This is a genomic window from Kaistella palustris DSM 21579 (assembly GCF_000422265.1).
Taxonomy (GTDB): domain Bacteria; phylum Bacteroidota; class Bacteroidia; order Flavobacteriales; family Weeksellaceae; genus Kaistella; species Kaistella palustris.
Window position 1 is genome coordinate 1 of the sequence record NZ_AULL01000019.1, and the last position, 25,063, is coordinate 25,063.

The 25,063-nt window shown below is 42.0% G+C and carries 22 protein-coding genes; 12 read left to right on the forward strand and 10 right to left on the reverse strand.

Annotated features, from left to right (window positions below; translation table 11 throughout):
• Positions 1 to 246, reverse strand: a 246-nt coding sequence (locus H562_RS0109135) for an IS1182 family transposase (protein ID WP_034691021.1), incomplete at its 3' end; no start/stop codon positions are given.
• 192 nt (positions 247 to 438) lie between these two features.
• Between H562_RS0109135 and H562_RS0109140 the strand changes: the two genes are divergently transcribed.
• From H562_RS0109140 to H562_RS0109155, 4 genes are all read left to right on the forward strand, one after another.
• Positions 439 to 984, forward strand: coding sequence for an NADPH-dependent FMN reductase (locus H562_RS0109140; RefSeq protein WP_027377227.1), 546 nt, complete (start codon positions 439 to 441; stop codon positions 982 to 984).
• 117 nt (positions 985 to 1,101) lie between these two features.
• On the forward strand, positions 1,102 to 2,985 hold the full coding sequence (locus H562_RS0109145) for a DNA topoisomerase IV subunit B (protein ID WP_027377228.1): 1,884 nt from the start codon (positions 1,102 to 1,104) through the stop codon (positions 2,983 to 2,985).
• A 23-nt stretch (positions 2,986 to 3,008) separates the two neighbouring features.
• A complete protein-coding gene (locus H562_RS0109150; RefSeq protein ID WP_027377229.1) occupies positions 3,009 to 3,482 on the forward strand; it encodes a hypothetical protein in 474 nt (157 codons plus the stop codon).
• A 6-nt stretch (positions 3,483 to 3,488) separates the two neighbouring features.
• A complete protein-coding gene (locus tag H562_RS0109155; protein ID WP_027377230.1) occupies positions 3,489 to 6,092 on the forward strand; it encodes a DNA gyrase/topoisomerase IV subunit A in 2,604 nt (867 codons plus the stop codon).
• 203 nt (positions 6,093 to 6,295) lie between these two features.
• On the opposite strand, the gene H562_RS0109160 is transcribed toward H562_RS0109155, so the two are convergent.
• Both H562_RS0109160 and tamL read right to left on the reverse strand, forming a co-directional pair.
• On the reverse strand, positions 6,296 to 8,521 hold the full coding sequence (locus H562_RS0109160; protein WP_027377231.1) for a M20/M25/M40 family metallo-hydrolase: 2,226 nt from the start codon (positions 8,519 to 8,521) through the stop codon (positions 6,296 to 6,298).
• A gap of 63 nt (positions 8,522 to 8,584) precedes the next feature.
• Positions 8,585 to 11,146, reverse strand: coding sequence for a translocation and assembly module lipoprotein TamL (tamL, locus tag H562_RS0109165; protein ID WP_027377232.1), 2,562 nt, complete (start codon positions 11,144 to 11,146; stop codon positions 8,585 to 8,587).
• On the opposite strand from tamL, the gene H562_RS0109170 reads away from it, so the two are divergent.
• On the forward strand, positions 11,132 to 11,860 hold the full coding sequence (locus H562_RS0109170) for an RNA methyltransferase (protein WP_027377233.1): 729 nt from the start codon (positions 11,132 to 11,134) through the stop codon (positions 11,858 to 11,860). The genes tamL and H562_RS0109170 overlap by 15 nt on opposite strands.
• 38 nt (positions 11,861 to 11,898) lie before the next feature.
• Here H562_RS0109170 and H562_RS0109175 read toward each other — a convergent pair whose 3' ends face one another.
• From H562_RS0109175 to porQ, 5 genes are all read right to left on the reverse strand, one after another.
• Entirely contained in the window at positions 11,899 to 12,396 is a 498-nt protein-coding gene (locus tag H562_RS0109175; protein ID WP_027377234.1) for a hypothetical protein, read from the reverse strand.
• A 2-nt stretch (positions 12,397 to 12,398) separates the two neighbouring features.
• On the reverse strand, positions 12,399 to 12,707 hold the full coding sequence (locus tag H562_RS0109180; protein WP_027377235.1) for a phage holin family protein: 309 nt from the start codon (positions 12,705 to 12,707) through the stop codon (positions 12,399 to 12,401).
• A gap of 76 nt (positions 12,708 to 12,783) precedes the next feature.
• Entirely contained in the window at positions 12,784 to 13,167 is a 384-nt protein-coding gene (locus tag H562_RS0109185; RefSeq protein WP_027377236.1) for a YtxH domain-containing protein, read from the reverse strand.
• Between the two features lie 99 nt (positions 13,168 to 13,266).
• Positions 13,267 to 13,941 (reverse strand): (d)CMP kinase, encoded by a 675-nt coding sequence (cmk, locus tag H562_RS0109190; protein ID WP_027377237.1) that lies wholly within the window; start codon positions 13,939 to 13,941, stop codon positions 13,267 to 13,269.
• Positions 13,942 to 14,030: 89 nt separating this feature from the next.
• Positions 14,031 to 15,029 carry a type IX secretion system protein PorQ gene (gene porQ, locus H562_RS0109195; RefSeq protein WP_027377238.1) on the reverse strand — a complete coding sequence of 333 codons (999 nt, stop codon included), beginning with the start codon at positions 15,027 to 15,029 and terminating at the stop codon, positions 14,031 to 14,033.
• A 138-nt stretch (positions 15,030 to 15,167) separates the two neighbouring features.
• Between porQ and pyrH the strand changes: the two genes are divergently transcribed.
• Together pyrH and frr are read left to right on the forward strand one after the other, a co-directional pair.
• The gene (pyrH, locus tag H562_RS0109200) at positions 15,168 to 15,875 is read left to right on the forward strand and encodes a UMP kinase (RefSeq protein WP_027377239.1); all 708 of its coding nucleotides are present in this window, start codon (positions 15,168 to 15,170) and stop codon (positions 15,873 to 15,875) included.
• A 54-nt stretch (positions 15,876 to 15,929) separates the two neighbouring features.
• Positions 15,930 to 16,484: a ribosome recycling factor gene (gene frr, locus H562_RS0109205; RefSeq protein ID WP_027377240.1), complete on the forward strand. Its 555-nt coding sequence runs from the start codon at positions 15,930 to 15,932 to the stop codon at positions 16,482 to 16,484.
• A 158-nt stretch (positions 16,485 to 16,642) separates the two neighbouring features.
• On the opposite strand, the gene H562_RS0109210 is transcribed toward frr, so the two are convergent.
• Entirely contained in the window at positions 16,643 to 17,293 is a 651-nt protein-coding gene (locus tag H562_RS0109210) for an NAD(P)H-binding protein (RefSeq protein WP_027377241.1), read from the reverse strand.
• Between the two features lie 92 nt (positions 17,294 to 17,385).
• Between H562_RS0109210 and H562_RS0109215 the strand changes: the two genes are divergently transcribed.
• Positions 17,386 to 17,730: an MmcQ/YjbR family DNA-binding protein gene (locus H562_RS0109215; RefSeq protein WP_027377242.1), complete on the forward strand. Its 345-nt coding sequence runs from the start codon at positions 17,386 to 17,388 to the stop codon at positions 17,728 to 17,730.
• Positions 17,731 to 17,872: 142 nt separating this feature from the next.
• Here the strand turns inward: H562_RS0109215 and H562_RS0109220 are convergent, their stop codons facing one another.
• Entirely contained in the window at positions 17,873 to 18,793 is a 921-nt protein-coding gene (locus H562_RS0109220) for a bifunctional riboflavin kinase/FAD synthetase (RefSeq protein WP_027377243.1), read from the reverse strand.
• 402 nt (positions 18,794 to 19,195) lie between these two features.
• Here H562_RS0109220 and atpD point away from each other — a divergent pair, with 402 nt between their 5' ends.
• The 4 genes from atpD to H562_RS14925 all read left to right on the forward strand — a co-directional run bounded on the left by atpD (position 19,196) and on the right by H562_RS14925 (position 25,057).
• Positions 19,196 to 20,704 (forward strand): F0F1 ATP synthase subunit beta, encoded by a 1,509-nt coding sequence (gene atpD, locus H562_RS0109225; protein WP_027377244.1) that lies wholly within the window; start codon positions 19,196 to 19,198, stop codon positions 20,702 to 20,704.
• A gap of 72 nt (positions 20,705 to 20,776) precedes the next feature.
• Complete coding sequence (locus H562_RS0109230) at positions 20,777 to 21,058, forward strand: FoF1 ATP synthase subunit delta/epsilon (RefSeq protein ID WP_027377245.1); 282 nt, start codon at positions 20,777 to 20,779, stop codon at positions 21,056 to 21,058.
• Between the two features lie 318 nt (positions 21,059 to 21,376).
• Positions 21,377 to 22,186: a glucose 1-dehydrogenase gene (locus H562_RS0109240; protein WP_027377246.1), complete on the forward strand. Its 810-nt coding sequence runs from the start codon at positions 21,377 to 21,379 to the stop codon at positions 22,184 to 22,186.
• Between the two features lie 222 nt (positions 22,187 to 22,408).
• Complete coding sequence (locus H562_RS14925) at positions 22,409 to 25,057, forward strand: MGH1-like glycoside hydrolase domain-containing protein (RefSeq protein WP_034691022.1); 2,649 nt, start codon at positions 22,409 to 22,411, stop codon at positions 25,055 to 25,057.
• Positions 25,058 to 25,063 lie beyond the last annotated feature (6 nt).

Below are 25,063 nucleotides of genomic sequence, written 5' to 3' on the forward strand. Positions count from 1 at the left end.
TTTTTCGATTTTCCTGCTGGAATAGATATTATCCATATAAGCGTAAACCATTACCTTGAGCATCATCTTGGGATGAAAGCTGGGTTTGCCATCTTTACTATACTCCTCAATGAGCAGTCTCAGATCAAGTTGCTCAATAACCCCATTAACGATGCGAACAGGATGACTTTCCGGAATCAATTCCTCGATTGAGGGCGGGAATAACCAGTTTTGTTGTTGATTATAATCTTTAAATTTAATATTCATATCATTGATTATCAATACTTAAAGATACAAAACAACTATAAAATAGACAATACTTTGCAAAAAAAATCACAAAAAAACCGCCTCAGTTTTGAGACGGCTTCTTTTATTTAAAGATCTCGGGCGCACTTTTATTTTAGCCAGATCCGCAGAAAAAGAAATGAATTTTGTACCTTACCTTTAAATAATTAAAAAATGTCGAAAAAAATAGCAGTACTCGTTGGCAGTTTACGGAAAGACTCATACAACAGAAAGATCGCAGAGGAACTTATCCGTCTGGCGCCCGAAAGCCTGGATATGCAACTCGTGGAAATTGGAAACCTTCCGCTTTACAACGAAGATCTGGAGGAAAATACACCGCAGGAATGGGTTGAATTCCGGAACAGGATCAAAAACTCAGATGGCATTCTTTTCGTTTCCCCGGAATATAACCGCTCAATTCCCGGCTGTTTAAAAAACGCAATTGATGTAGGTTCCCGGCCCGGCGGAAAAAGTTCATGGAAAGGGAAACCCGGAGCGGTGGTGACTTGCTCGCCAAGTGGGCTCGGTGGCTTTGGTTCCAACCACAACATCCGGCAGGCAGTCGTTTTTCTGGATATTCCGATGATGCAGCAGCCTGAAGCATATATTGGCAATGTCAACGAACTTTTTCTCAACGACGGAAAAACTGTAAACGAAAAAACAGAACCTTTCCTCACAAAGTTTGTAAATGCATTCGAAGTTTGGGTGAACAGGTTTTAATCCACGTTGCTTATTGCGACTGTCATTCAAAGTAATTCTCCACAATATTTTATAAATCAACTTGCATTCGCTATTTTTGTGAGTTACTTAATTTTTTAAAGACTTCTATTTCAACATATGAGCGAAAACAACCCCGTGATCTATTCCGAAGATAATATACGTACCCTCGATTGGCAGGAACATATACGCATCAGGCCGGGAATGTATATCGGGAAACTTGGCGACGGTTCCTCGGCAGACGACGGAATTTATATACTTTTGAAGGAGATCATCGACAATTCTGTAGATGAATTTGTGATGAAATCCGGCAAACGCATCGAGATAAAAATCGATGAAGGAAAAGCCACGATCCGCGATTACGGCCGTGGAATTCCGCTGGGTAAAGTGGTAGACGCGGTTTCGAAAATGAATACCGGTGGTAAATACGACTCCAAAGCGTTCAAGAAATCGGTAGGTTTAAATGGGGTAGGGACCAAAGCTGTTAACGCACTTTCCACCTATTTCAAAGTAAAATCTGTACGCGACGGTAAAGTAAAAACTGCAGAATTTTCAAAAGGTATTTTAACTGAAGATACCGCTGAGATCGATTCCACTGAAAGAAACGGAACCGAGATCAGTTTTGTTCCCGACGAGACTATTTTCACGCATTTCAAGTTCCGGAAAGAATACATCGAGAAGATGCTGAAAAATTACTGTTACCTGAATCCGGGTTTAAAAATCGTCTTTAATGGCGAAACTTATTTTTCGGAAAACGGTTTAAAGGACTTGCTTCAGGAAGAAATTGAAGGTGAGATTCTGTATCCTGTCATTCACCTTAAAGATGAAGATATCGAAGTCGGTATCACACACAGCGATAAATCGCAATCGGAAACTTATTTTTCTTTTGTAAATGGTCAGAATACCACGCAGGGCGGAACGCACTTGAATGTCTTTCGGGAAGCGTATGTGAAGACCATCCGCGAATTCTTTAATAAAAATTTTGAAGCGGCAGATATCCGAAAGTCAATTATCGCAGCGGTTTCCATTAAGATCGTGGAACCTGTTTTCGAATCACAGACCAAAACCAAACTCGGTTCCAGCGAAATGGAACCCGGTAAAGAAACGATCCGCGTATTCCTGACCAACTTCTTAAAAAATAAACTCGATAATTTCCTGCATCAGAATCAGGAAATCGCAGAGGCAATTCACCGTAAGATCATCATTTCCGAGCGCGAAAGAAAGGAACTTTCCGGAATTCAGAAACTGGCACGCGAACGGGCAAAAAAAGTTTCGCTTCACAACAAGAAACTCCGCGACTGCCGGCAGCATTATAACGATCAGAAAGCGGCCAGAAAAGGGGAGACCATGATCTTCATCACAGAGGGAGATTCTGCGTCGGGTTCCATTACAAAATCGCGCGACGTCGAAACGCAGGCCGTTTTTTCTCTGAAGGGAAAACCATTGAACTGCTACGGACTTACCAAACGCGTGGTTTATGAAAATGAAGAATTCAACATGCTTCAGGCAGCACTAAATATTGAAGATTCGCTGGAAGACCTTCGTTATAACCACGTGATCATCGCAACCGATGCCGATGTGGATGGAATGCATATCCGCCTTTTGATGATTACTTTCTTCCTGCAGTTTTTCCCCGACCTTATCCGAAACGGACATCTTTACATATTGCAGACGCCGCTGTTCCGCGTGAGAAACAAAAAGGAAACACGGTATTGCTATTCACAGGCCGAGCGTATAAAAGCATTGAATGAACTTGGGAAAAATCCTGAGATCACACGGTTCAAAGGTTTGGGTGAAATTTCTCCCGATGAGTTCAAATATTTCATCAGCAAAGATATCCGGCTGGAACCTGTAGTTTTGGGCAAAGACCAGACGATAGAGCAGATCCTGGAATTTTATATGGGAAAAAATACACCGGACAGGCAGTCATTCATTCTCGAAAATCTTGTAGTAGAAGAAGCCGACATTGAGACCAAAGAACTGCCGGAAGAAGTAGAAGCCTAACTAAACTGTGGAAACTGCAAACCATGAGACTCAGTAACCGCCGAAAAACCGGATTGTATACATTTCTGAATACGTTGCTTGTGATGAGTTTCGTTCTGGGCACAATATTGTGGCTGCTCGAAAAGTATAAATACCATTATCTGGGTTGGAGTTCATCTTTGTTTCTGCTGATTCCACTACTTTTTGGACTCATTTTTTACCTTCGCGGCCGGCAGATCTTTGAGTATGACAGCGATGGTGAAGCATTGAATTTTAAAAACAGGAACGTGTTCCGGCTTTTTGCAAAAGCAGTAAGCGACGAGTTCCCTAAGTATAAATTAAAAAATTATGAGGTCTTGAATGCGTTGCTGTTCAAGAAATTATACATCACCGTCTCAAGTAAAAAAAACAGTGCACTCATCCTTAAATACGATATTTCTTATCTGACAAAAAAGGAGTTGAGCGACTTGAAACTTTCACTGAGCAAAGTGATTAAAACTAATAAAGAGAGAGAATAACAGTTGATGCAAGAACAAGAAAATCACCACGAAGAATCGCTGAAAAAAGTTTCCGGACTCTATAAAGACTGGTTTCTGGACTACGCTTCCTATGTAATTCTGGACCGTGCCATACCTTCAATTTTCGATGGTTTCAAACCTGTGCAGCGCCGCATCATGCATTCCATGCGTGAACTGGAGGACGGCCGCTACAATAAAGTCGCAAACCTGGTAGGAAACACCATGAAGTACCACCCGCACGGCGATGCATCGATTACTGATGCCATGGTGCAGATTGGCCAAAAAGAGCTTCTTATCGATACCCAGGGGAACTGGGGAAATATTTTTACCGGCGATTCTGCGGCCGCGGCAAGATATATTGAAGCCCGCTTAACACCGTTTGCGCTGGAAGTGGTCTTTAACCCAAAAACAACAGACTGGGCAAAATCTTATGACGGCCGGAATAACGAACCGATCGATCTTCCTGTAAAATTTCCGCTTTTACTGGCTTCCGGAGTGGAGGGAATTGGCGTAGGGCTTTCTACCAAGATCATGCCGCATAATTTCAATGAACTCATCAATGCTTCGATCGCGCATTTAAAGGGAAAGAAATTTGAACTCTATCCGGATTTTCTGACAGGTGGAATGCTCGATGTTTCCAACTATAATGACGGTGAACGTGGCGGCAAAATCCGCACGCGCGCACGAATCATTCACAAAGACAAGAATACGCTGTGCATTACGGAACTGCCGTTTGGTAAAAATACAGGCGATCTCATCGATTCTGTGATCAAGGCCAATGATAAAGGCAAGATCAAAATTAAAAAAATCGAGGATAATACATCGGATGAAGTAGAGATCAACATCCATCTGAATAATGATGTGTCGCCAGATAAAACAATCGACGCCCTTTATGCATTTACCGATTGTGAAATTCCCATTTCTCCCAATGCCTGCGTAATTGTTGGCGACAAACCCGAATTTCTTTCGGTATCTGAGATTTTGCGGAGAAATACCGATCACACGGTTTCCCTGCTGAAGAAAGAACTGGAGATCGAACTCCATGAACTTCAGGAAAACTGGCATTTTTCGTCCCTTGAAAGGATTTTTATCGAAAACCGTAGTTACCACGATATCGAAGAGGTGGAAACCTGGGAAGATGTGATTGCAACAATTGACGCCGGTCTGAAGCCACATACTACGCACCTGCTGCGTGCTGTAACCGAAGCGGATATCCTGAGACTGACAGAAATCCGGATCAAAAGAATTTCCCGTTTTGATCTGGATAAATTTAAAGAAAACATCCTGGCGCTTGAAGGAAAGATCGAGCAGGTAAAGTACAATCTTGAAAACCTGATTGCCTACGCCATAACTTACTACACCAACATTCAGAAAAAATACGGCAAAGGAAAGGAACGCCGTACAGAACTGCGCGTTTTCGATACGATCGATGCGGCAAAAGTGGCCGTAGCGAACGAGAAATTTTATGCCAACTTCGAGGAAGGTTTTATCGGCACCTCTTTAAGGAAAGATCAGTATCTGTTCGACTGTTCGGATATCGATGATATCATCACTTTCCAGAAAGACGGTACCATGAAAGTGGTGAAGGTGGAAGCCAAGACCTTCATCGGTAAAAATATCGTGCACGTCGCAGTCTGGAAGAAAAACGATAAACGCACCGTGTACAACATGATTTACCGCGAAGGCAAAGAAGGTCCGTATTTTATGAAACGTTTTTCAGTGACCGGCGTCACCCGAAATACAGATTACAAACTTGCTTCCGACAAAAAAGGCTCCGAGATGCTGTATTTCTCCGCAAATCCTAACGGCGAAGCAGAAGTAGTTTCCGTTCTTTTAAAACCTAATGCCCGCGTCCGAAAGAATAAGATGGATATCGATTTTTCAGAGCTCGCCATTAAAGGAAGAGATTCCAAAGGAAATCTTGTAACGAAATATGCGGTAAAAAAAGTTGATCTGAAAGAAGAAGGCCATTCTACATTAGCGCCCCGCAAGATCTGGTTCGATGATACCGTACGACGACTTAATGCTGATGCGCGCGGAACGCTGCTCGGAAGTTTCAAAGGTGATGACAAGATCCTGACGGTCAATACGCATGGTGAAGCAAAGCTGCTGACCTTTGATCTGATGAACCGTTTCGAAGACGACTACCTGGTTCTGGAAAAATGGAAACCGGAACAGCCAATCACTGCAATTTATTTTGATGGCGAAAAGCAGATTTATTTCATTAAGCGCTTTTTACTGGAAAATACCACCAATGTTCAGCACTTCATGCTGTCGGAGCATCCAAAATCTTTTATTGAAAATGTAATTGTAGCCAACAATGCGACACTGGAACTAATTTTCGCAAAAGAAAAGGGCAGGGAAAAAGAACCTGAAACCGTAGTCGTTGACGAGTTTATCGCCGTAAAAGGAATCAAGGCCATTGGAAACCAGCTTACAAAAAGCAAACTGAAAACCGTAAATGTCACCATTCCGGAACCGGAAGAAGAAATTAACGAAGGTTTCGATGTTGTGGAGATCACCGACGGACATACCAGTTTCATTGATGAAGATGTGAAAGAAGAAGATTATCCGGAAGAAGGAAAACTGGGCGAACTTCCATTTGACTAATAAAAGAAACGTTTTTTACGCGGTAAAAATATTGGCACCCTGTCAAGGTTTGGAACCTTGACAGGGATTTAAAAAAAATAGTTTTCAGAAGAACAAAACCAGTGCGGGTCCCATTTGGCTGATAAATGAAATCCGCATCTAACAAGGAAATTTTCATTTAGAAAAAAGCGACCATCTGGCGCCTTTTCAATTTTTAAAGTCTGTTAAAACTTCACCTGAACAGTCATTTCTCTGCCGGCACGCAAAATGGTCACCGGAAGTTCATCGCCGGAATTAATTTTTGAGAGACAGTCCATATAACTGTAAACTTCCTTTACTTCGCACTTTCCGATTTTTTTCAAAATATCACCCGCCTGAATTCCTGCTTCTGCAGCCGGGCGTTTTTCGGTGACACCATCGATGTGCAGACCGTCTTTGGTATTGGCATAACTTGGCATAATGCCGAGTGTGACTTTGTATTTCGGTACGGCTTTGCTCTCCGATATTTTGGTTTTTGTAAAGGGGATCTGTTCTGCACGCGCTAAATCATTGGCAATATTAAAAACATAATTAGTCAGATTTTTTAAACCTGTGAAGTTGATCAACTCTGTATCATCACTTGGTTTATGATAATCGGCGTGCGTTCCTGTAAACAGAAAAAGAACAGGAATATCCTTTAAATAAAAACTGGTATGATCAGAAGGTCCGACGCCCGAACTGTCAATGGCCAGATTGATTCCTGCCGGTCTATTTTTACTAATGATTTCTGGAAAAATTGGCGAGGTGCCGACACCACCAACCGTCAGGACTTTGTCTTTATTCAGGCGGCCTATCATATCCAGGTTGATCATGCTGATGACATTTGGATATTTATTTTTGATGTTTTCGGCGAAATATTTTGAACCCATCAAACCATCTTCTTCCCCGGAAAACAGGGCAAAAACATAGTTTGCTTTCTCTTTGGATTTATTTTGAGAAAACATTCTTGCCAATTCCAAAACCGCAGAAACTCCGGAAGCATTATCATCTGCACCGTTGTGAATCTGCCCTTCAGAATTCATGAGCGTAGAATTGTGGTGTTCATTCAAACCCAAATGATCGAAATGTGCCCCAATAATAATGGTTTTATCCGCTTTATTATCCAGATATCCGATGACGTTTCTTCCATTAATTCTCACGGAAGAATTGTCTTTGTGCGGATTTAATTTCACGTCATAAGAATAATTCTGCATGAAATTTTTTCCTTCTAAAGGTTTTAACTTTAAAATTGAAAACTCTTTTGCAATATAATTTGCGGCTAATTTTTCGCCTTCACTTCCGGTCAATCTTCCTTTTAATTCATCGGAAGCTAAATAGGAAATTGTTTTTTTTAGATTTTTTTCGGAAACCAGTTCGGCTGGATCACTTTCAACCCAATCTGCGATGAAGACGTTTGTTTCGTGCGGTTTATCACCTTGTCGGTTACTCGCGAAAACGAATTTTTTTCCGTCGGGAGAAAACATTGGAAATGCATTGAACTCGCTTTCATAGGTAATTTGCTGTAAATTATTTCCATTCAGATCAACGGAATAAATCTGGAAATCATACCCTTTAGTAGAATGATGATTGGAAGAAAATACAATTTTTTTATCGGATGGATGAAAATACGGAGACCAGTTCGCTTTTCCAAGATGCGTTACCTGTTTTAAATCTGTTCCGTCAATATTCATGGTATAAATTTCCATCGCAGTTGGCGCAACTAAATGCTGAGCGAGCAAATCCTTATAATCTTTAATCTCTTCGGGAGTTGTTGGTCGGGAAGAACGGAAGACTAATTTTTTGGAATCGTGGGAGAAAAAAGCACCGCCATCATAACCCAATCCGGAAGTCAGCTGTATTAAATTTTTTCCGTCAATATCCATTCTCCATAATTCCAGATCGCCACTTCGGTCCGACGTAAAAACGATATATTTTCCGTCCGGAGAAACTACTGCTTCGGCATCGTACCCGGGCGAATCGGTTAATTTTTTGATGATTTTTCCATTTAAATCTGCAATATAAATATCAAATTCTGCGTAAACTGGCCACAAATATTTTCCGTCCGTTCTGGGAGCAGGTTTTGCGGGACATTCTTTGCTCGACTCAAACGTGGAAGCATACAAAATATGTTTTCCATCGGGCATGAAAAAAGAGCAGGTTGTTCTTCCTTCACCATTTGAAATTAGCTGCAGATCCTTGGTTCCGATATTTTTTTTATTGAGATCCAAAAGGTAAATCTGATCGCAATGCGCACCTATAGCAGGATTGGTAACCTGCATGGTGAGCATTTTGCTGTCGGGCGAAAAATATGCTTCGGCATTGTCTCCGCCGTATGTCAGCTTCCGGATATTTTTCAGATTCACTTCCTGCCCAAATAAAAGTGCAGAAAATCCTATTACCGTAAAGGTTAAAAACGAGCGTTGTATTTTCATTTTTCTCATTTTGAATATGATCAAATATAAGAAAATTAAAAACGCATACCGGAAAAAGGGCCTTTAAAAAGGATAACCGAACGCGAAATTCAGCACAGGTTTCCAGGTATTACCCAGGACAAACCGCTCGCCAACCGGTTTGTTGGGATCGTATACTTTGTACGCGGCATCCAGCCGGAGCGTGATATAGGCCACATTAATTCTTACACCCAGTCCGGTTCCTACGCCCATTTGGGAGATGAATTTGTTGAATTTAAATTCATCGCCAAAACCATTGTCCTTCAAGCTCCAGATATTTCCTGCATCTACAAACGCAGCGCCTTCAAACATTTTGGTGAAAGGCATTCTGTACTCAATATTGGTGGTAAGCTTCACATTATCCATAATATAAGAGCGCACTTTCTCATCGAGTTGGGAATCTGCAGGTCCCAGACCGCCAAATACACGCCACGCGCGAATGTCGTTGGAACCGCCATTAAAATACGACCTTACAAAAGGCATGGTACTGGAGTTTCCGTAAGGAATTCCGATCCCAATGAACTGGCGCAGCGCCAGGGTGTTTTTGCCGCTTGCGAAGGTGAAATACTTTCGTACATCAAAATCAAATTTTACGAACTGCGAATAGGGAATGTTGAATATTTTTTTTGTTTCTCCCGATACCACGCCATCTGCCTGCGGACTTGCATTAAAAATACTGAAAACATTTCCGGCAGTTTCAACCTTTGCGTTGACGTAAATCGGATTGATACGGTCTTTTTTTCCAATTTCGTTGTAGATGAAATTATAAATGAAAGAAGAGATAAGTACGTCCTGGGTTTGCCTGTCTTTATTAATTAAAGTCTGACGGAAGGTGTTAAAAAGTGACAGCTGATCGGCACTCAGGGTACCCTGAAAACCAGGATCGTTGACAATTACGCCGGAAAGATAATCGGAACTGAGTTCATTATTAATGAAATCCTGATACAGATCCGGTGAATAAAGCTGAAAAATCTGATCCCGGACTAAACCATCGGCGGGAAAAAAATCGTAATAGCGGTCTTTGTTCCGTGTAAAACTTAACTGCGTATTGAACAGCGAAAGCCGGTGCGTAACAATATCGTTCACGTTGGCAAAATAATTTAAACTGGCATTAAAACCTATTCTGCCCAGACCTATATTGTCCTGCGCAGAGGCACCCAAAATGATGGAAGAATTTGGCGAAAATCTTTTAGGGATGAGTTTCCACGTTTTAAAAGGCATAAAAAGTCTGGGGAAATTCAACGTGGCCTGTGTCGAAATTTCGTAGGCTAAATTTCGCTTTTCGGTATCCTTGGTGCTTACGACTGAACCGAAAATGCCGGAAACGCTGGTCGTTAAGTTTTCTGCACCGCCAAAAACATTTCTTGTGGTAAGATCTACCGAAGGTGAAACTCCAAAATTAAGGATCTCGGAATAGTTAATGTCTGCTGCGACTTTGAAATCGTATTTTGCCAGCGGTGCAAGATAATAACTGACATCTAAAATACTGTCATTGGCTTTGCGGGTTTCCTCTTCATATTTAATGATGCTGAAATTATTCATCGCTGCAATATTCCGTTTGGTAAGGTCCAGATTTCTCTGGTTGTAAAGTTCGCCTTTCTTCAGAATGATGGGCCGCCAAAGTGCCATTGTTTTATACTGATTGTCGAGTTTGTAAAAGTTGATGCCTAGAAGAGAATCTTTCACAGTGTCGACGCTATCTGCAAGCTTGCCGAGATAGTGCACTTTAATATCACCAATGGTCGTGAGTCTGTAAGGCGAATCCACGGAATCTTTATGGATATCCATCGTAAGCGGCACGAGTTTTCGGCTTTGCAGGGTGTCTGCAGTAAAGTAAATTTCTTCGTTTGAACTGTTGAATTTGTAATAGCCGCGGTCTTTCATCAGGTCGCTTATGCGTTTCACCTCCTTTTCCAGCACGCTCTGATCCAGGACGGTTGTGCCTTTTACCAGGCTTTTGCTCAGATCTTCTTCATAAATCGATTTGATCGCGGGATCTGGAATATTGTAGTAATAATCACTGATCTTTGTAGGATCTTTATGTGTAATTAGGTAATTTGCCTGGGCCTTTTTAGCAGCGGAATCCAGATCGTGACTGAATTTTACACTGGTGTCCCAATAACCGCGATAGACCAGATATTTGCGGATAGACTCGGCACTCGTTTCTGTTTTACCTTCTTCCAGAATAACCGGCGCCTGTCCCAGATTGTGCAGGAAACGCTGGAAAAATAAACTTTTTCCGACATATTCGGGATGTTCATATTTAATGAAAAGTGAATCTCTGAGTTTCTGATCCCTCATTTCCGAAGGATACGTCATATATTCATTTAGAATAGAATCGTATTTGATGTCGGTCGCATTGTAAAACCAGAGTGCTACAGGAAAAATAAAAAGCTGTTTTCTGTTGGGTTTTTGACTTACGTAGTCGGGAACTGCATCCTCGTGAACTTTCCCGTCTTCGTATCTGAAATTATTTTTAGTAAGCAAATACTCTCCGTCCGGAACTTTCTTTGTGGTGCTGCAGGCGTACAGAAAAAGTACGGTAATTGCAGATGCAACAAATAAGTAATACTTTTGAAAATATTTTGATAAATGCTTACAGCTCATAAAATAAAAATTTTACAGTCCCTGGACCAGAAGAAGTTCAGACAAAAATACAATTTGTTTTTGGTTGAAGGTAACAAAACCATCGCAGAAATACCATCTACAAAGTATAAAATCACCGATCTTTACTCTGTAAATCCATCGTCATTACCTATAAAAAATCATGTAATTACTGCAATAACGCCGCAGGAATTAAAGAAAATAAGTTTTTTGAAACATCCAAAGGATTCCGTGGCAGTTTGTGAATTACGGCGGGAAGAAACTGTAGGAGATGTCCCGATCCAGTTGATTTTAGATGGTGTACAGGATCCCGGCAATCTGGGGACGATCATCCGTTTGGCAGATTGGTTTGGGATTCCGCAAATCATCTGCAGTTTAGATACTGTGGATATTTTTAATCCAAAAGTGATCCAGGCAAGTATGGGTTCTTTTTTACGGGTTAATGTTTTCTATCAGGATATAGAATCTTATTTAAAGGAAAATACCTCTCCTGTACTTGGAACCGATATGGAAGGCGAAAACCTTTACCAATTTAACTTTCCCGAAAAATTCAGCCTGGTTTTAGGTAATGAAGGAAATGGCATTCGCCCCGAAATTGAAAGATTGTTAACCGACAGAATTACAATTCCCAGGTTTGGCGAATCTCGTGCAACCGAAAGTCTGAATGTTTCTATGGCCGCCGGCATTATCCTGGGACAGATCTTTGGCAGGAATTAAAAAAACCGTCCCAAAAAAATGACACGGTGTAATTCTGTTTAAATAAGCTGTTCCATACTCGATGTGGTGCGGTTTCGCTGCCACTTTTCCAGTTTTTTGCGAATGAAGCGTAACGCCATGGGAGCAAGATAAATGAGCGCTAAACCTATGGCTTTCTTCTTATAGCTTGTATTGTTTAGATTTTTCCGGGCATAATTTCCCACGAAAGTTACTGCACCGATCTTCAGCGTATTTTCAAGCACATTAAGTCCTGAATCGCTTTTTGCAAAGCCGAATATTGCATTTTTTTTTAATACCGAATCCTTCACAGTATTCGAAATTTCCTGCACGATCTCCGGCGTTTTCAGAAAAGTTTTGGTGTCGCCGTCTGGTTTTAGTTCTTCGCCCAAAAAGCGGTCCGTAAAACCGTGAGTAAGCGCACTCAGCGTTTCCTTGGTATTATCGAAGGTTAACAAATCCTCCATCTCCGAAATTTCTTTTTTTAAGAATGCCTTTTTTGTGCGGAGTTCATCCAGGCTCTTGTATTTACTTGCCATGATTAATCGTCTAGGGATTCAAGAATTTTAGTGGCCATCATATTTTTAATCTTTTTTCTCAAAGCGAATGTGAGTGCAATCATCAGCAGACAGAAACCCGCAACAATCAATACACCCCACCCGTAATTACCGATATAACTGCCGATTAGAAGCCCGATTCCTACTAAAAATAAAATCAGGAAAAAAACGGCGAAAAATAGTGCGAGGACAAGATAAGTGAGTGTGCCCGCCAGTGAAACCGATTTTTCTGTGGCTTCGAGTTTCAGAAGGTCTACTCGTTTGTATGCGTATTCTTTAATGAGATCCAACATGGCCTAAATTTTTTTGAAGTTACAAAAAAAGGAACTCTAGAGTTCCTTTTATTTTAGAATAAAATGGTCAGTCCGGTTACGACTGCATTCCATCCAATTCATTTTCTACATCCTGTACAACTTCAGTTGTTTTGGCTACTGCCTGATCTTTATATTTATCGTAACCTTCTTTTACAGAAGATGCCACTTTGTCAGCAGTATCTTTAACCTGTGCAGAAATGTTGGAATACTGATCTTTAACTTTACCTGCAACGTCCTGATACTGCTCTTTTGCTTTTTCAGAAACGCGTCCGTACTGATCTACAGCCTGACCTTTCAGATCTGTAGCTTTGTCTTTGATCTTTCTTCTGGTTTCTTTTCCTTCTTCCGGAGCGTAAAGCATTCCCAGAACTACACCTGCTGCCGCACCGGCAAGCAAACCTGCCAAGACTGCACCGGCATTATTTCCTTTTTTAGACATTTTGTAAATTTTAATAGTTAATATAATGTTTGATGATTGTCATCTACCCTAAAGTTACAATTAATATACCAAATTTCCGAAAGATTTTCTTAAACTATGTTAAATGTCTTTTATATAGGATAACATAAGTTGAATTGTTTCCTCCTTTGTCAAAAATGTGTTGTCGATCACAATCGCATCACCAGCTTTTTTAAGCGGTGCCACCTCGCGCTCACTGTCGATCCGGTCGCGTGTCTGCAGGTTTTCCGCTACATCATCGAACGAAACAGTGTACCCGAGACTTTCAAGCTCCTTGAAACGGCGGTTTGTACGTTCTTCAATGCTTGCTGTCAGAAAAAACTTATAATCCGCGTCTGGAAAAACAACAGTGCCGATATCCCGGCCATCCAGAATTACGCCGCCGTTTTGGGCCATATTTCTTTGCGTATCGAGCAGGAAATCGCGCACTTCCTTTTGCGCAGCAATTAAACTTACACTGGCGGAAACTTCAGCAGCGCGAATTTCGGTACAGATATTTTTTCCATTAAGAAAAAGTTCAAGACAACCGTTGATGTTGCGAAAATCAAGATGTATTTCATTAAAATGCGATAAGAGACTTTTCAGGTTAATTTGCCCGTGATCGTTCATGCAGCACGAGAGCGCATAATAGGTTACGCCTCTGTACAGCGCGCCCGTATCCATATGCACAAGCCCCAGCTTTTCGGCAATTATTTTTGAGATGGAACTTTTTCCGGTGGAGGAGAAGCCGTCGACAGCAATTACAGGTTTTCTCATATTACAAATTTCCTGATTTTTTTCCGATTTAAAAAATTAAAAGAAAATCCGTGGCCGGCGATGGGAGATTTGTAAAAAAAGGTAAGCGCTCAGCGTCGGTTACCCGAAACTTCGATGAGATCGAGTGTTAAACCAAACATGTTGACGTTGGAAGCATTATGGTAGCGAACATGTGCATAATCAAACCTGAAGGATGAGATCTTAATTCCAAAACCGGCCGAAAGTCCGGCGAAACTGCGCTGACCAAGTACCGCAAGTTCGTTGCCGCGTTTTACATTATAGCCAAACCGGATGTTGAAAGCCTGCTCGGGGAAAAGCTCGGCACCGAAAGATAAATGGTCGGCAACTTTCCTGGTCCAGTGGATTTCCTGTTCGTTGTTATTAAAGTCCTGCGAAATATTCATTTTTTGCAGATCATGAGCGGTAATGGTAAAAGCCACCGGAAATTCATCCATGATTTTTGTATAGCCCAAATCTACCCGGAAAGCTACATTTTCGCGCACACCGTTGAAAGGTTTGAACTGATAACCGAAATTACGGAATACCAATGCCAGCGTTTCCTTACTCTGTTCATTATGATACGTAACTCCGGCACTGCCAACCACTGCCATCGACGTATAATTATCGATCTTTGAAGTGACAAAATTAGCGCTGCCGGCAATCGTCCAGTCCTCATCAAACTGATAAGCGTAACCGGCGCCAATAGAAGCATCCATCGCACCAAAGTCACCGCTGATATTTGCGCTTTCGTCGGTACGCGGCATTTTGCCGTAGTCCATATAGCGTGCATTAAAGGAAATGAGATGTGCCTCACCGAGATCTTTTACAAAACTCACGGTTCCGTAGTTGGAATCGGCGAGATAAGAGGAATAGTTCAGGGAGATCATTTGATCCTGGTCCAGATTCATCAGTCCGGGATTTACCCCTGCAAAACTTACATCATAATCGCGGACCGAAACAGCATCGCCGCCCAATGCAGCCTGTCTCGCCGAGAAAGGAATATTGAGAAAAGGGTAGACGTTGGTACCTTCCTGGCTGTACAAAAGGGTTGACAAAAGCAGGAATGGCGCGAGGCTTAGTTTTTTCAAATTATGATCTGTGTTTGCAAAAATAATTTTTTTAAAATTATTGCTGAAAAAATTTTCTCTGTAAATATAAATCTATTAACGAAATTATTTGCGTTTCCTTATATTTGCACTGCAAAAAAAGGCAATAAAAAATTAAAAATGAAATACAACAGAATTCTTCTAAAACTTAGCGGCGAGGCCCTCATGGGAAAGCGTTCCTACGGTATCGACAATGACAGGCTCAAAGAGTATGCGGCAGAAATTAAGAAAGCCGTAGAAATTGGTTGCCAGGTTGCTATCGTCATTGGCGGAGGGAATATCTTCCGCGGTGTAGCCGGCGCTGCGAAAGGAATGGACAGAGTTCAGGGTGATTATATGGGAATGCTGGCAACAGTGATCAATGGTATGGCGCTTCAGGGCGCGCTGGAAGATGCCGGCGTACACACCAGACTGCAGTCAGCAATTGAAATGGATAAAGTGGCAGAACCCTTTATTAAAAGAAAAGCGACACGCCACCTGGAAAAAGGAAGGGTTGTAATTTTTGGTGCAGGAACCGGAAATCCTTATTTCACGACCGATACCGCAGCAACACTGCGCGCAGTAGAGATCGGCGCAGATGTGATTCTAAAGGGAACCCGTGTAGATGGAATTTACGACAGCGATCCTGAAGTGAATTCAAACGCTGTAAAATATAATTCATTAACTTTCGCCGAGGTTTTCGAAAAAGGACTGAAAGTGATGGACATGACCGCATTTACCCTCAGCCATGAAAACAATTTGCCGATCATCGTTTTCGATATGAACCGCGAGAACAACCTCCTGAAAATTGTAGAAGGCGAAAATATCGGAACGCTTGTGAATCTGTAACACAAGACTGTGCAACGAAGAATTAAAAGTGAGCATTAAAACTTTAAAGTAAATATGGAAGAATTATCATTTGTAGTCGATATGGTGAAGCAGGAAATGGATGCCGCGCTTAAGCACCTGGATCATGCTTTTCAGAAAATCCGTGCGGGCCGTGCTTCTACCGCCATGGTTCAGGATGTAATGGTTGAATACTACGGCGCGCCAACTCCGCTAAACCAGGTGGCCAACGTAATGGTGCCCGATGCCATGACCATTTCTATACAGCCCTGGGACAAAACAGCGATCGGACCTATTGAAAAAGCGATCATCAACTCCAATCTTGGTTTTGCACCGATGAATAACGGTGAAAATATTATTCTTAATGTGCCGCCCTTAACGGAAGAAAGACGCCGCGAACTGGCAAAAAGCGCAAAAGCTGAGGCCGAAGCATCGAAAATTACGGTTCGTAACGCGCGCCAGGACGGTATGAAAGAACTCCGCAAATTAGAAGGCGTTTCTGAAGACCTTATTAAAGATGAAGAAGCGAAAATTCAGGTTCTTACAGATAAGTATATCAAACTTTGCGACGAAAACCTGAAAGTGAAGGAAGCCGAAATTATGAAAGTGTAATTTTCGCAAATTTCTATAGAAAATAAGGAAACCGTTTCAATTTTATTGAGACGGTTTTTTTCAACATTAAAGAAGATTTAAAATGTGTTTAAACGTTGAAATAACTTTGACTTTTATTAAAAATAGAATTTTATTGTCAAATATGTTCAAGCAGCAGTTTATTTTTTCTCAGCAAAACTGAAAATGTTTCCCAGTTTAATTTTGGAGTAGCCGTTGGATTTTATTTTTGAGGAATTGATCATTGCCTGGGCCAAAACACCCGTAGGCAAGGGTTTCTGATTCGTGAGCACGCCTAATTTGTTGGCAAACTTGATGATCTTTCCGCCCAGAACTTCTCCGGTTCTTTCAGAATCTGGTCTTTCGAGCATTCCGGGCTGGAAAATGGTGATCTTGTCAAAGTGCAGATTTTTTACACTTTCCTCAAGTTCACCTTTCATTCGCGAGTAGAAAGTTTTTGATTTTGGACTTGCTCCGTACGCCGACACCAGAATATAATCTTCCACACCGTTTTCTTTTGCAGCTTTGGCAAATTCATACTGATATCCGTAATCGACCTTATACTGCGCTTCTTTACTTCCGGCGTTTTTTAGCGTGGTGCCGAGACATGAAAACGCTACATCGCCTTTTACGAGATCATTCCATTTATCCGGATTGTCGAAGTCTACAATATGTGTCCGGAGTTTTGCATGTTTGGTTTGTAATGCTTTTCTGACAAATACATGAACCTCGGTGTAAGCCGGATCTTCCAGTAATTTAGATACCAACTCCTTTCCGGTAGCGCCGGTTGCGCCGATCACAAGTGCCTTCATGTTTTTTTTCTTTATTAATGAAAATCTGCAGGTTAAAAGTACTATTTTTGACTGACTTCACCTCACCGACACGGGCACTGATTTTTTATAAAATGGACGCTAAAGAAATACTCACTTATTGTCAGACTAAAAAAGGCGTAGAAGAGACGTTTCCCTTCAATCCTGAAACGCTTGTCCTGAAAGTCCTGGGAAAGATGTTCCTGCTCATGCCGCTGGAAAAGCAACCGCTGGAAATCGCTCTAAAAACCGATCCGGAGTGGAGCGCGGAACTTCGGGAACAGCATCCGCAGATCACGGGCGCTTATCACATGAACAAAACGCACTGGAATTCTGTGGTTTGCGAAGGTTTGAAACGCGATTTAATTTTAAGGATGATCGATCAGTCGTATGATCTGGTTGTAGCTTCGTTACCGAAAAAACTGAGGGACGAACTTTAGAAGTTTACGATTCCTGGCAAATGATTTTTACCCTTTTCAAAAGAGCATTGAAATCTGAGATTTCTTCCAACGACACTGACCTGTTTAATTCCTGAAGTCAACGGTCCGAAAATATCAGCGTTGCAGACAAATCCAATAGATTTTAACTGAAATATTTTTCGGTTCTCATTTTATCTTCATCAAGTTTTTGGATGAGCTGTTCCAGATTTTCGAATTTGATTTCGTCATGCAGAAATTCCCGAAAATTTACCGAAATCTCTTCTCCGTAAATATCTTCATCAAAATCCAGAATATAAACTTCCACAGAAAGCGTTTTACCCGAAACCGTAGGATTGGTGCCAATACTCAGCATTCCTTTTAAATGCTGATCCTTAACAAAAACATCAACAATATAAGCGCCTTTTTTTGGTAAAAGTTTCAGGGTGTTAACTTCAATATTTGCGGTAGGATATCCGATAGTCCGCCCAATTTTCTTTCCGTGAACCACTTTTCCGGAAACAGAATATACGTAGCCCAACATTTCACCGGCTTCTTTTACTTTCCCCTGCGACAGGGCGTTTCGGATCTGTGTGGAACTGATGTGCTTTCCACTGAAATCCACGGCTTCAACCTGTTCAACTTCGAAACCACACTCCGGAGCCATTTTTTCTAACAGAGAAAAATCACCGCTCTTATTTTTGCCGAAGGTGTGATCGTAGCCGATGATGAGATGTTTAACATGCAGTTTCTCCACCAAAATCTGTCTCAAAAAGTCTTCACCCGTCAGGTTTCGGAATCCCTCTGAAAAATCCTGTAAAAAAAGATTTTGGATTCCGTGCTTTTCGAGGAAATAGGTTTTTTCTTCAATGGTATTTAATAATTTTAAATCATCTTTTGGATTGAAGACAATGCGCGGATGGGGCCAGAAGGTGAGAATGGCGGATTCCAGGTTTTTTTCTGCCGCAACTTTATTAAGTTTCTCAGTAATATGTTGATGCCCGATATGTACCCCATCAAACATACCGATAGAAAGTGCCAAAGGTTTTTTTTTGCTGTACGATGCAAGATTTTTGATGATTTTCAAAAGAAGAAATTTTGGTGGTGCAAAAATATAGTTTTTATGTGGAAGGTTGCAAAGTCTCTTTCAAACCGAATGCTCATAGGTGTTTTTAACTCATAAGGTGCAACATTCAGTCAGGTATCAGTAAAAAAGTAAAATTATATTCACAGGAAAACTGGTAAATATCATCAGGCTTTCAGTAGCTGTTCATACAATTACTCGAACTGACAGTTCAAAAAAAAATTACTCAGACGATCATTAAAGAGTAAAGGAGAATTTGAAAAGGCATTAATTCTAATCCAAAATGATGGCAACTATTTTCTAAACACCCAAAAACGGAAGAAGGAATATGATAAAAATCTTCTTTTTAAAGCAATTGCAGATTTGGGAAGTTTCACTATATTTGCAATCAGAAAAAATTTAGCAATGGCAAACCAAATTAAAGGAAAAATTTCTCAAATTATCGGACCGGTAATCGACGTAGTTTTCGCAGATGCAGAACAGCTTCCGAAAATATATGACGCACTGGAAATCTTAAAGGTTGACGGTAACAAAGTAATACTTGAAGTAGAGCAGCATATTGGCGAGGATTCAGTACGTTGTATCGCGATGGATGCGACCGATGGTCTGCAAAGAGGGCAGGAAGTGATCTCCCAAGGTCAGCAAATCACGATGCCTACCGGCGAGAACGTTTACGGAAGACTTTTTAATGTTGTAGGTGATGCAATCGACGGCATTCAGCAGGTTTCCAAAGAAAACGGTTTGCCGATCCACAGAGAAGCACCAAAATTTGATCAGCTTTCGACTTCCGCAGAAGTTCTTTTCACAGGGATTAAGGTAATCGATTTGGTTGAGCCTTATTCCAAAGGTGGTAAAATTGGTTTGTTCGGTGGAGCAGGTGTTGGTAAAACAGTTCTTATCCAGGAGTTGATCAACAATATCGCGAAAGGCCACGGTGGACTTTCTGTGTTTGCCGGTGTTGGTGAAAGAACAAGAGAAGGAAATGACCTTTTGAGAGAAATGCTCGAATCAGGCATTATTAAATATGGCGACGATTTCATGCACTCTATGGAAAATGGAGGTTGGGATCTTTCCAAAATCGATCTGGAAGCCATGAAAGAATCCAAAGCGACCTTCGTTTTCGGACAGATGAATGAGCCGCCAGGAGCAAGAGCACGTGTAGCTTTATCCGGACTGACCATTGCAGAAAGTTTCAGAGATGGCGACGGTACAGGGCAGGGTAGAGATATCTTATTCTTCGTTGATAACATATTCCGATTTACACAGGCCGGTTCAGAGGTTTCAGCACTTTTGGGACGTATGCCGTCTGCAGTAGGTTACCAACCGACTTTGGCTTCTGAGATGGGTGCCATGCAGGAAAGAATTACCTCCACTAAAAACGGTTCCATTACATCGGTTCAGGCGATCTACGTTCCTGCGGATGACTTAACGGATCCGGCTCCTGCAACTACTTTTGCCCACCTTGATGCAACCACGGTTCTCGACAGAAAGATTGCTTCCCTGGGTATTTACCCGGCGGTAGATCCTTTGGCTTCAACATCCAGAATCCTTACACCTGAAATTTTGGGTGACGAGCATTATAACTGTGCACAAAGAGTAAAAGAAATACTTCAGAAATACAAAGCTTTACAGGATATCATCGCCATTCTTGGTATGGAAGAACTTTCCGAAGAAGATAAATTATCTGTTTACCGCGCCAGAAAAGTACAGAGATTCCTTTCTCAGCCTTTCCACGTGGCAGAACAGTTCACCGGTCTGAAAGGAACTTTGGTAGACATCAAAGATACCATCAAAGGATTCAACATGATCATCGATGGCGAACTCGATCACTTACCGGAATCTGCTTTCAACCTGAAAGGAAATATCGAAGACGCGATCGAAGCCGGAGAAAAAATGTTGGCAGAAAACGCATAACCGAGACGGTAGACGAATAGACCACGGTCAAATCTATTATCTGTTCATCTATTATCTATTATCTAAAAAATAATGAATATAAAAATATTAACCCCGGAATTTGTAGTTTTTGAAGGAGAGGTGAGTTCAGTTTTACTTCCCGGAAAGAATGGCGATTTCCATATCAAGAAAGATCACGCGGCGATCGTAGCTTCGCTTATCGGCGGAAAAGTAAGGGTTTTCACCAATGAGATCGCTGAAAATTATGCCGGACATTTCATTAAGGAAAATGAAAAGGAAAGCGTTTTCTCTTTTGCGGTAAAGAGTGGAGTAATCGAATTCAATAACAATAAAGGAATTATTCTGGCAGAATAACTTCTCTTTATATATTTAAAAGTCCCGTTTTGGTTTCCAGAACGGGATTTTTTTTGACCTTTCAAAACTTTTAAATGAAAGAAGAAAAGATGTATTCAAACTTGTTTTTAATGAATTTTCACCGGGCTCAGAACGCTTTTCACAAAAAATTCTGCCGGAAAATTACCTGTAAATCCGCATTCTGATTTCTATTTAAACAAATAATAAAGAGAAAAATGTTTTTGATTTCCTAAATTTGAGTAGAATTCACAGTCACGGACGGATTTTTGCTGGACTTATCACCTTACATTTCGCCTTTAATTTAACAACATTCTTTTTATGGAAATTTCCCTCAAAAATCAGGTCGCCTTAATAACCGGCTCTTCCAGCGGTATCGGCGCCGGCATTGCAAAATCACTCTCAGAATCCGGTGCGACCGTCGTTATAAATTATCCCTTTCCGGGCGCAAAAGAGCAGGCCGAAGCGGTTCTGGATGAAATTTCCGGTAACGGCGGGAAAGGAATCATTTACCAATGCGATGTTTCCAAAGAAGATGAAGTCGTAAAAATGTTTCAGGATATAATCAGGGATTTAGGAACCATAGATATTTTGGTTAATAATGCCGGGATCCAGAAAGACGCAAAATTTATGGAAATGACGCTTGACCAGTGGAATGCCGTCATCAGCGTAAATCTCACGGGCCAGTTTCTTTGCGCACGCGAGGCGATCAAAGAGTTTCTCCGCCGCGGCATCGATCCTGCAAAATCCGTGGCCTGCGGAAAAATCATCCATATTTCCTCGGTTCACGAGATTATTCCCTGGGCGGGTCACGCTAATTATGCGTCCAGCAAAGGAGCCATCCGAATGCTGATGCAGACACTGGCGCAGGAATATGGTGCGGACAGGATCCGTGTGAACTCGATTTGTCCGGGCGCTATACAAACGCCCATCAACACCACAGCCTGGGACACCAAAGAAGCTCTGGATTCGCTGCTGACCTTAATTCCGTACAACAGGATTGGCCAGCCGGCAGATATCGGCAATCTTGCGGTTTTCCTGGCGAGCGATATGTCCGATTATATCACCGGCGCCAGTATTTTTATCGACGGCGGAATGACCACTTTCGAAAGTTTCTCCACCGGTGGCTAAGCCGGTTTTACTAAAGGTGCTTTTTGCGCGCGTACTGCTTTTTTTGGGCGCACATTTCCGCCTTCCATTCCCGCTTTTTTAACCGCCGGCTTCGGCTCTGCTCAGCCGCCGGTTAAAAAGAGCTCCATTCAAGTCGGGGCGCAGGTACAGCGCAGTCGCGAGTTTACATTTTAAATAAATGATCGATCATCACTTTTCCTTAATCTAAAAAACCCATCACCCATGACCGAAGAAAGTAAAAGACTTCCCGACATTACCTGGAAAAAATGGGGGCCGTACGTCAGTAACCGCGAGTGGGGTTTGGTGCGTGAGGATTACAGCGCAAACGGTGATGCCTGGAATTATACTTCACACGACACCGCCGAAGCGCGGACTTACCGCTGGGGCGAAGAAGGGATTTGCGGCATCTGCGATGACAAACAGCTGCTCGTTTTTTCTCTCGGTTTGTGGAATAAGAAAGACAAAATGGTGAAAGAAAGGTTCTTCGGTCTTACCAATGCGCAGGGAAATCACGGTGAAGATGTAAAGGAATATTTTTATTATCTCGACAATACGCCGACGCATTCCTACATGAAAATGCTGTACAAATATCCACAAAAAGCATTTCCGTACGAAGAACTCATTCAAAAAAATGCCGAAAGCGGCAAACTCGATCCCGAATTCGAACTCATCAATACAGGAATTTTTGATGGAAATGAGTATTTCGATATTTTTATAGAATATGCAAAAGCTTCGCCAACAGATATCCTCATTAGAATTACCGTCATCAATAAATCCGCGAGCGAAGCGCCGCTGGTTTTGCTGCCAACGGTTTGGTTCCGCAATACTTGGAATTGGGGTTACAACGATCTGAAACCGGAGTTGCTGGCGGAAGAAAATAACCACATCAAAATAAACCGGCAGGATGTTGACATCAAGCACTTTTACGCCAAAGAATCTGCGGATATATTTTTCTGTGAAAATGAAACCAATAACGAACGGATATTCAACGCTAAAAACGAAACTCCTTTCCCCAAAGACAGCATCAACAATTACATCATGACCGGAAAACGCAGTTTCATTAATGAAGAAAAAAAAGGCACCAAGGCTTCTTTTTTTATTGATGAAACTGTTGGCGCTCACAGTACAAAAGTTTTTGAATTTCGCCTGTGTGACCAGGATTTTGCTCAGCCTTTTGCTGATTTTGGCGATATTTTTAAGACCCGGCAGAAAGAAGCCGATGAATTCTACACCGACATCCAGAAAGGTATCGAAAGCGACGATGAGAAACTGGTCCAGCGTCAGGCCTTCGCCGGCATGCTTTGGAACAAACAGTTTTACCACTACAACATCTGGAAATGGCTAAAAGGTGATCCGGCTGAACCCAAACCGCCCCAATCCCGCAAACATATCCGTAACTACGACTGGATGCACCTGAATAATTTCGACATTATTTCGATGCCCGACAAATGGGAATATCCGTGGTATGCGACCTGGGATCTGGCTTTTCATACCTTAAGTTTTTCGCTCATCGATCCGGATTTTGCCAAACAGCAGCTCAAGCTTTTTACGCTGGATTGGTACATGCACCCGAACGGGCAGCTTCCGGCGTACGAGTGGAATTTTTCCGATGTGAATCCACCGGTTCATGCCTGGGCGGTTTTCCGCGTTTTTAAAATTGATGAAGTTTTGAAAGGCAAACCCGATCTTAAATTTCTGGAAACCGTTTTTCAAAAACTCCTGCTCAATTTTACCTGGTGGGTGAACAAGAAAGATATCAATGGAAACAACATTTTTGAGGGTGGTTTCCTCGGGCTGGATAACATCGGCGTTTTCGACCGCAGTGATCCGCTGCCCAACGGCCAGAGTCTGGAGCAGGCCGACGGTACAAGCTGGATGGCGATGTTCGCCCTGAATATGATGCGCATTTCAATAGAACTTGCGCAGTATAATCCCATTTACGAAGAAATGGCCACCAAGTTTTTCGAACATTTTCTGTACATCGCAAACGCGCTGGATAATATGGGCGAGAACGAATTTTCCCTTTGGGACGAAGAAGACGAGTTTTTTTATGACGCGATCTCTACAGACACCGGAACAAGCATGTTTCTTAAACTTCGGACCATTGTGGGACTGATTCCAATGTTTGCGGTGGAGGTTATAGAAGACGAAATGCTCGAAAAGCTCCCGCTCTTTAAAGCAAGAATGGAGTGGGTTCTGGAAAATAAACCGGAACTCGCTGCCCTGGTTTCACATTGGGAAGTTAAAGGTCAGGATTCCAAACACCTGCTCAGTCTATTGCGCGGCCACCGTCTGAAAAGGCTTTTGGCAAGAATGCTTGATGAAAAGGAATTTCTCGGTGAATTTGGCGTGCGCGCCATGTCGAAGGTTTATGAAGACAATCCATTTCAGCTCGATTTCAATGATATGAGCTATACGGTGAAATATATGCCCGCCGAAAGTGACAGCTCACTCTTCGGCGGGAACAGCAACTGGCGCGGACCGATATGGTTTCCCATTAATTTTCTAATCATCGAAAGTCTGCAGCGGTTTTTCTTTTACTACAGTCCCGATTTTCTGGTCGAGTGCCCAACAGGAAGCGGCAAATATTCAAATCTGGACGAGATTGCTGATCAGCTTGGCGACAGACTCTCCCGTATATTCCTAAAGGATGAAAATGGAAAACGCCCTTTCAACGGGCAATACCCGAGATTCCAGGAAGATGAGGACTTTAAGGATTATATTCTTTTTTATGAATATTTTCATGGTGACAATGGGCGCGGCGTGGGAGCCTCGCACCAGACAGGCTGGACGGGCATTATCGCCAAAATCCTTCAGCCAAGATTCAGCAAGATGAAAATGGCAAAAGCCGAAACCGAATCTCCGAACTGAGATATT

What these genes read in the sequence shown, in the direction of transcription:
- H562_RS0109140 (WP_027377227.1), top strand. Translation starts at nt 439, where the DNA reads ATGTCGAAAAAAATAGCAGTACTCGTTGGCAGTTTACGGAAAGACTCA.
- H562_RS0109145 (WP_027377228.1), top strand. Translation starts at nt 1,102, where the DNA reads ATGAGCGAAAACAACCCCGTGATCTATTCCGAAGATAATATACGTACC.
- H562_RS0109150 (WP_027377229.1), top strand. Translation starts at nt 3,009, where the DNA reads ATGAGACTCAGTAACCGCCGAAAAACCGGATTGTATACATTTCTGAAT.
- H562_RS0109155 (WP_027377230.1), top strand. Translation starts at nt 3,489, where the DNA reads ATGCAAGAACAAGAAAATCACCACGAAGAATCGCTGAAAAAAGTTTCC.
- H562_RS0109160 (WP_027377231.1), bottom strand. Translation starts at nt 8,521, where the DNA reads ATGAAAATACAACGCTCGTTTTTAACCTTTACGGTAATAGGATTTTCT.
- H562_RS0109170 (WP_027377233.1), top strand. Translation starts at nt 11,132, where the DNA reads ATGCTTACAGCTCATAAAATAAAAATTTTACAGTCCCTGGACCAGAAG.
- tamL (WP_027377232.1), bottom strand. Translation starts at nt 11,146, where the DNA reads ATGAGCTGTAAGCATTTATCAAAATATTTTCAAAAGTATTACTTATTT.
- H562_RS0109175 (WP_027377234.1), bottom strand. Translation starts at nt 12,396, where the DNA reads ATGGCAAGTAAATACAAGAGCCTGGATGAACTCCGCACAAAAAAGGCA.
- H562_RS0109180 (WP_027377235.1), bottom strand. Translation starts at nt 12,707, where the DNA reads ATGTTGGATCTCATTAAAGAATACGCATACAAACGAGTAGACCTTCTG.
- H562_RS0109185 (WP_027377236.1), bottom strand. Translation starts at nt 13,167, where the DNA reads ATGTCTAAAAAAGGAAATAATGCCGGTGCAGTCTTGGCAGGTTTGCTT.
- cmk (WP_027377237.1), bottom strand. Translation starts at nt 13,941, where the DNA reads ATGAGAAAACCTGTAATTGCTGTCGACGGCTTCTCCTCCACCGGAAAA.
- pyrH (WP_027377239.1), top strand. Translation starts at nt 15,168, where the DNA reads ATGAAATACAACAGAATTCTTCTAAAACTTAGCGGCGAGGCCCTCATG.
- frr (WP_027377240.1), top strand. Translation starts at nt 15,930, where the DNA reads ATGGAAGAATTATCATTTGTAGTCGATATGGTGAAGCAGGAAATGGAT.
- H562_RS0109210 (WP_027377241.1), bottom strand. Translation starts at nt 17,293, where the DNA reads ATGAAGGCACTTGTGATCGGCGCAACCGGCGCTACCGGAAAGGAGTTG.
- H562_RS0109215 (WP_027377242.1), top strand. Translation starts at nt 17,386, where the DNA reads ATGGACGCTAAAGAAATACTCACTTATTGTCAGACTAAAAAAGGCGTA.
- atpD (WP_027377244.1), top strand. Translation starts at nt 19,196, where the DNA reads ATGGCAAACCAAATTAAAGGAAAAATTTCTCAAATTATCGGACCGGTA.
- H562_RS0109230 (WP_027377245.1), top strand. Translation starts at nt 20,777, where the DNA reads ATGAATATAAAAATATTAACCCCGGAATTTGTAGTTTTTGAAGGAGAG.
- H562_RS0109240 (WP_027377246.1), top strand. Translation starts at nt 21,377, where the DNA reads ATGGAAATTTCCCTCAAAAATCAGGTCGCCTTAATAACCGGCTCTTCC.
- H562_RS14925 (WP_034691022.1), top strand. Translation starts at nt 22,409, where the DNA reads ATGACCGAAGAAAGTAAAAGACTTCCCGACATTACCTGGAAAAAATGG.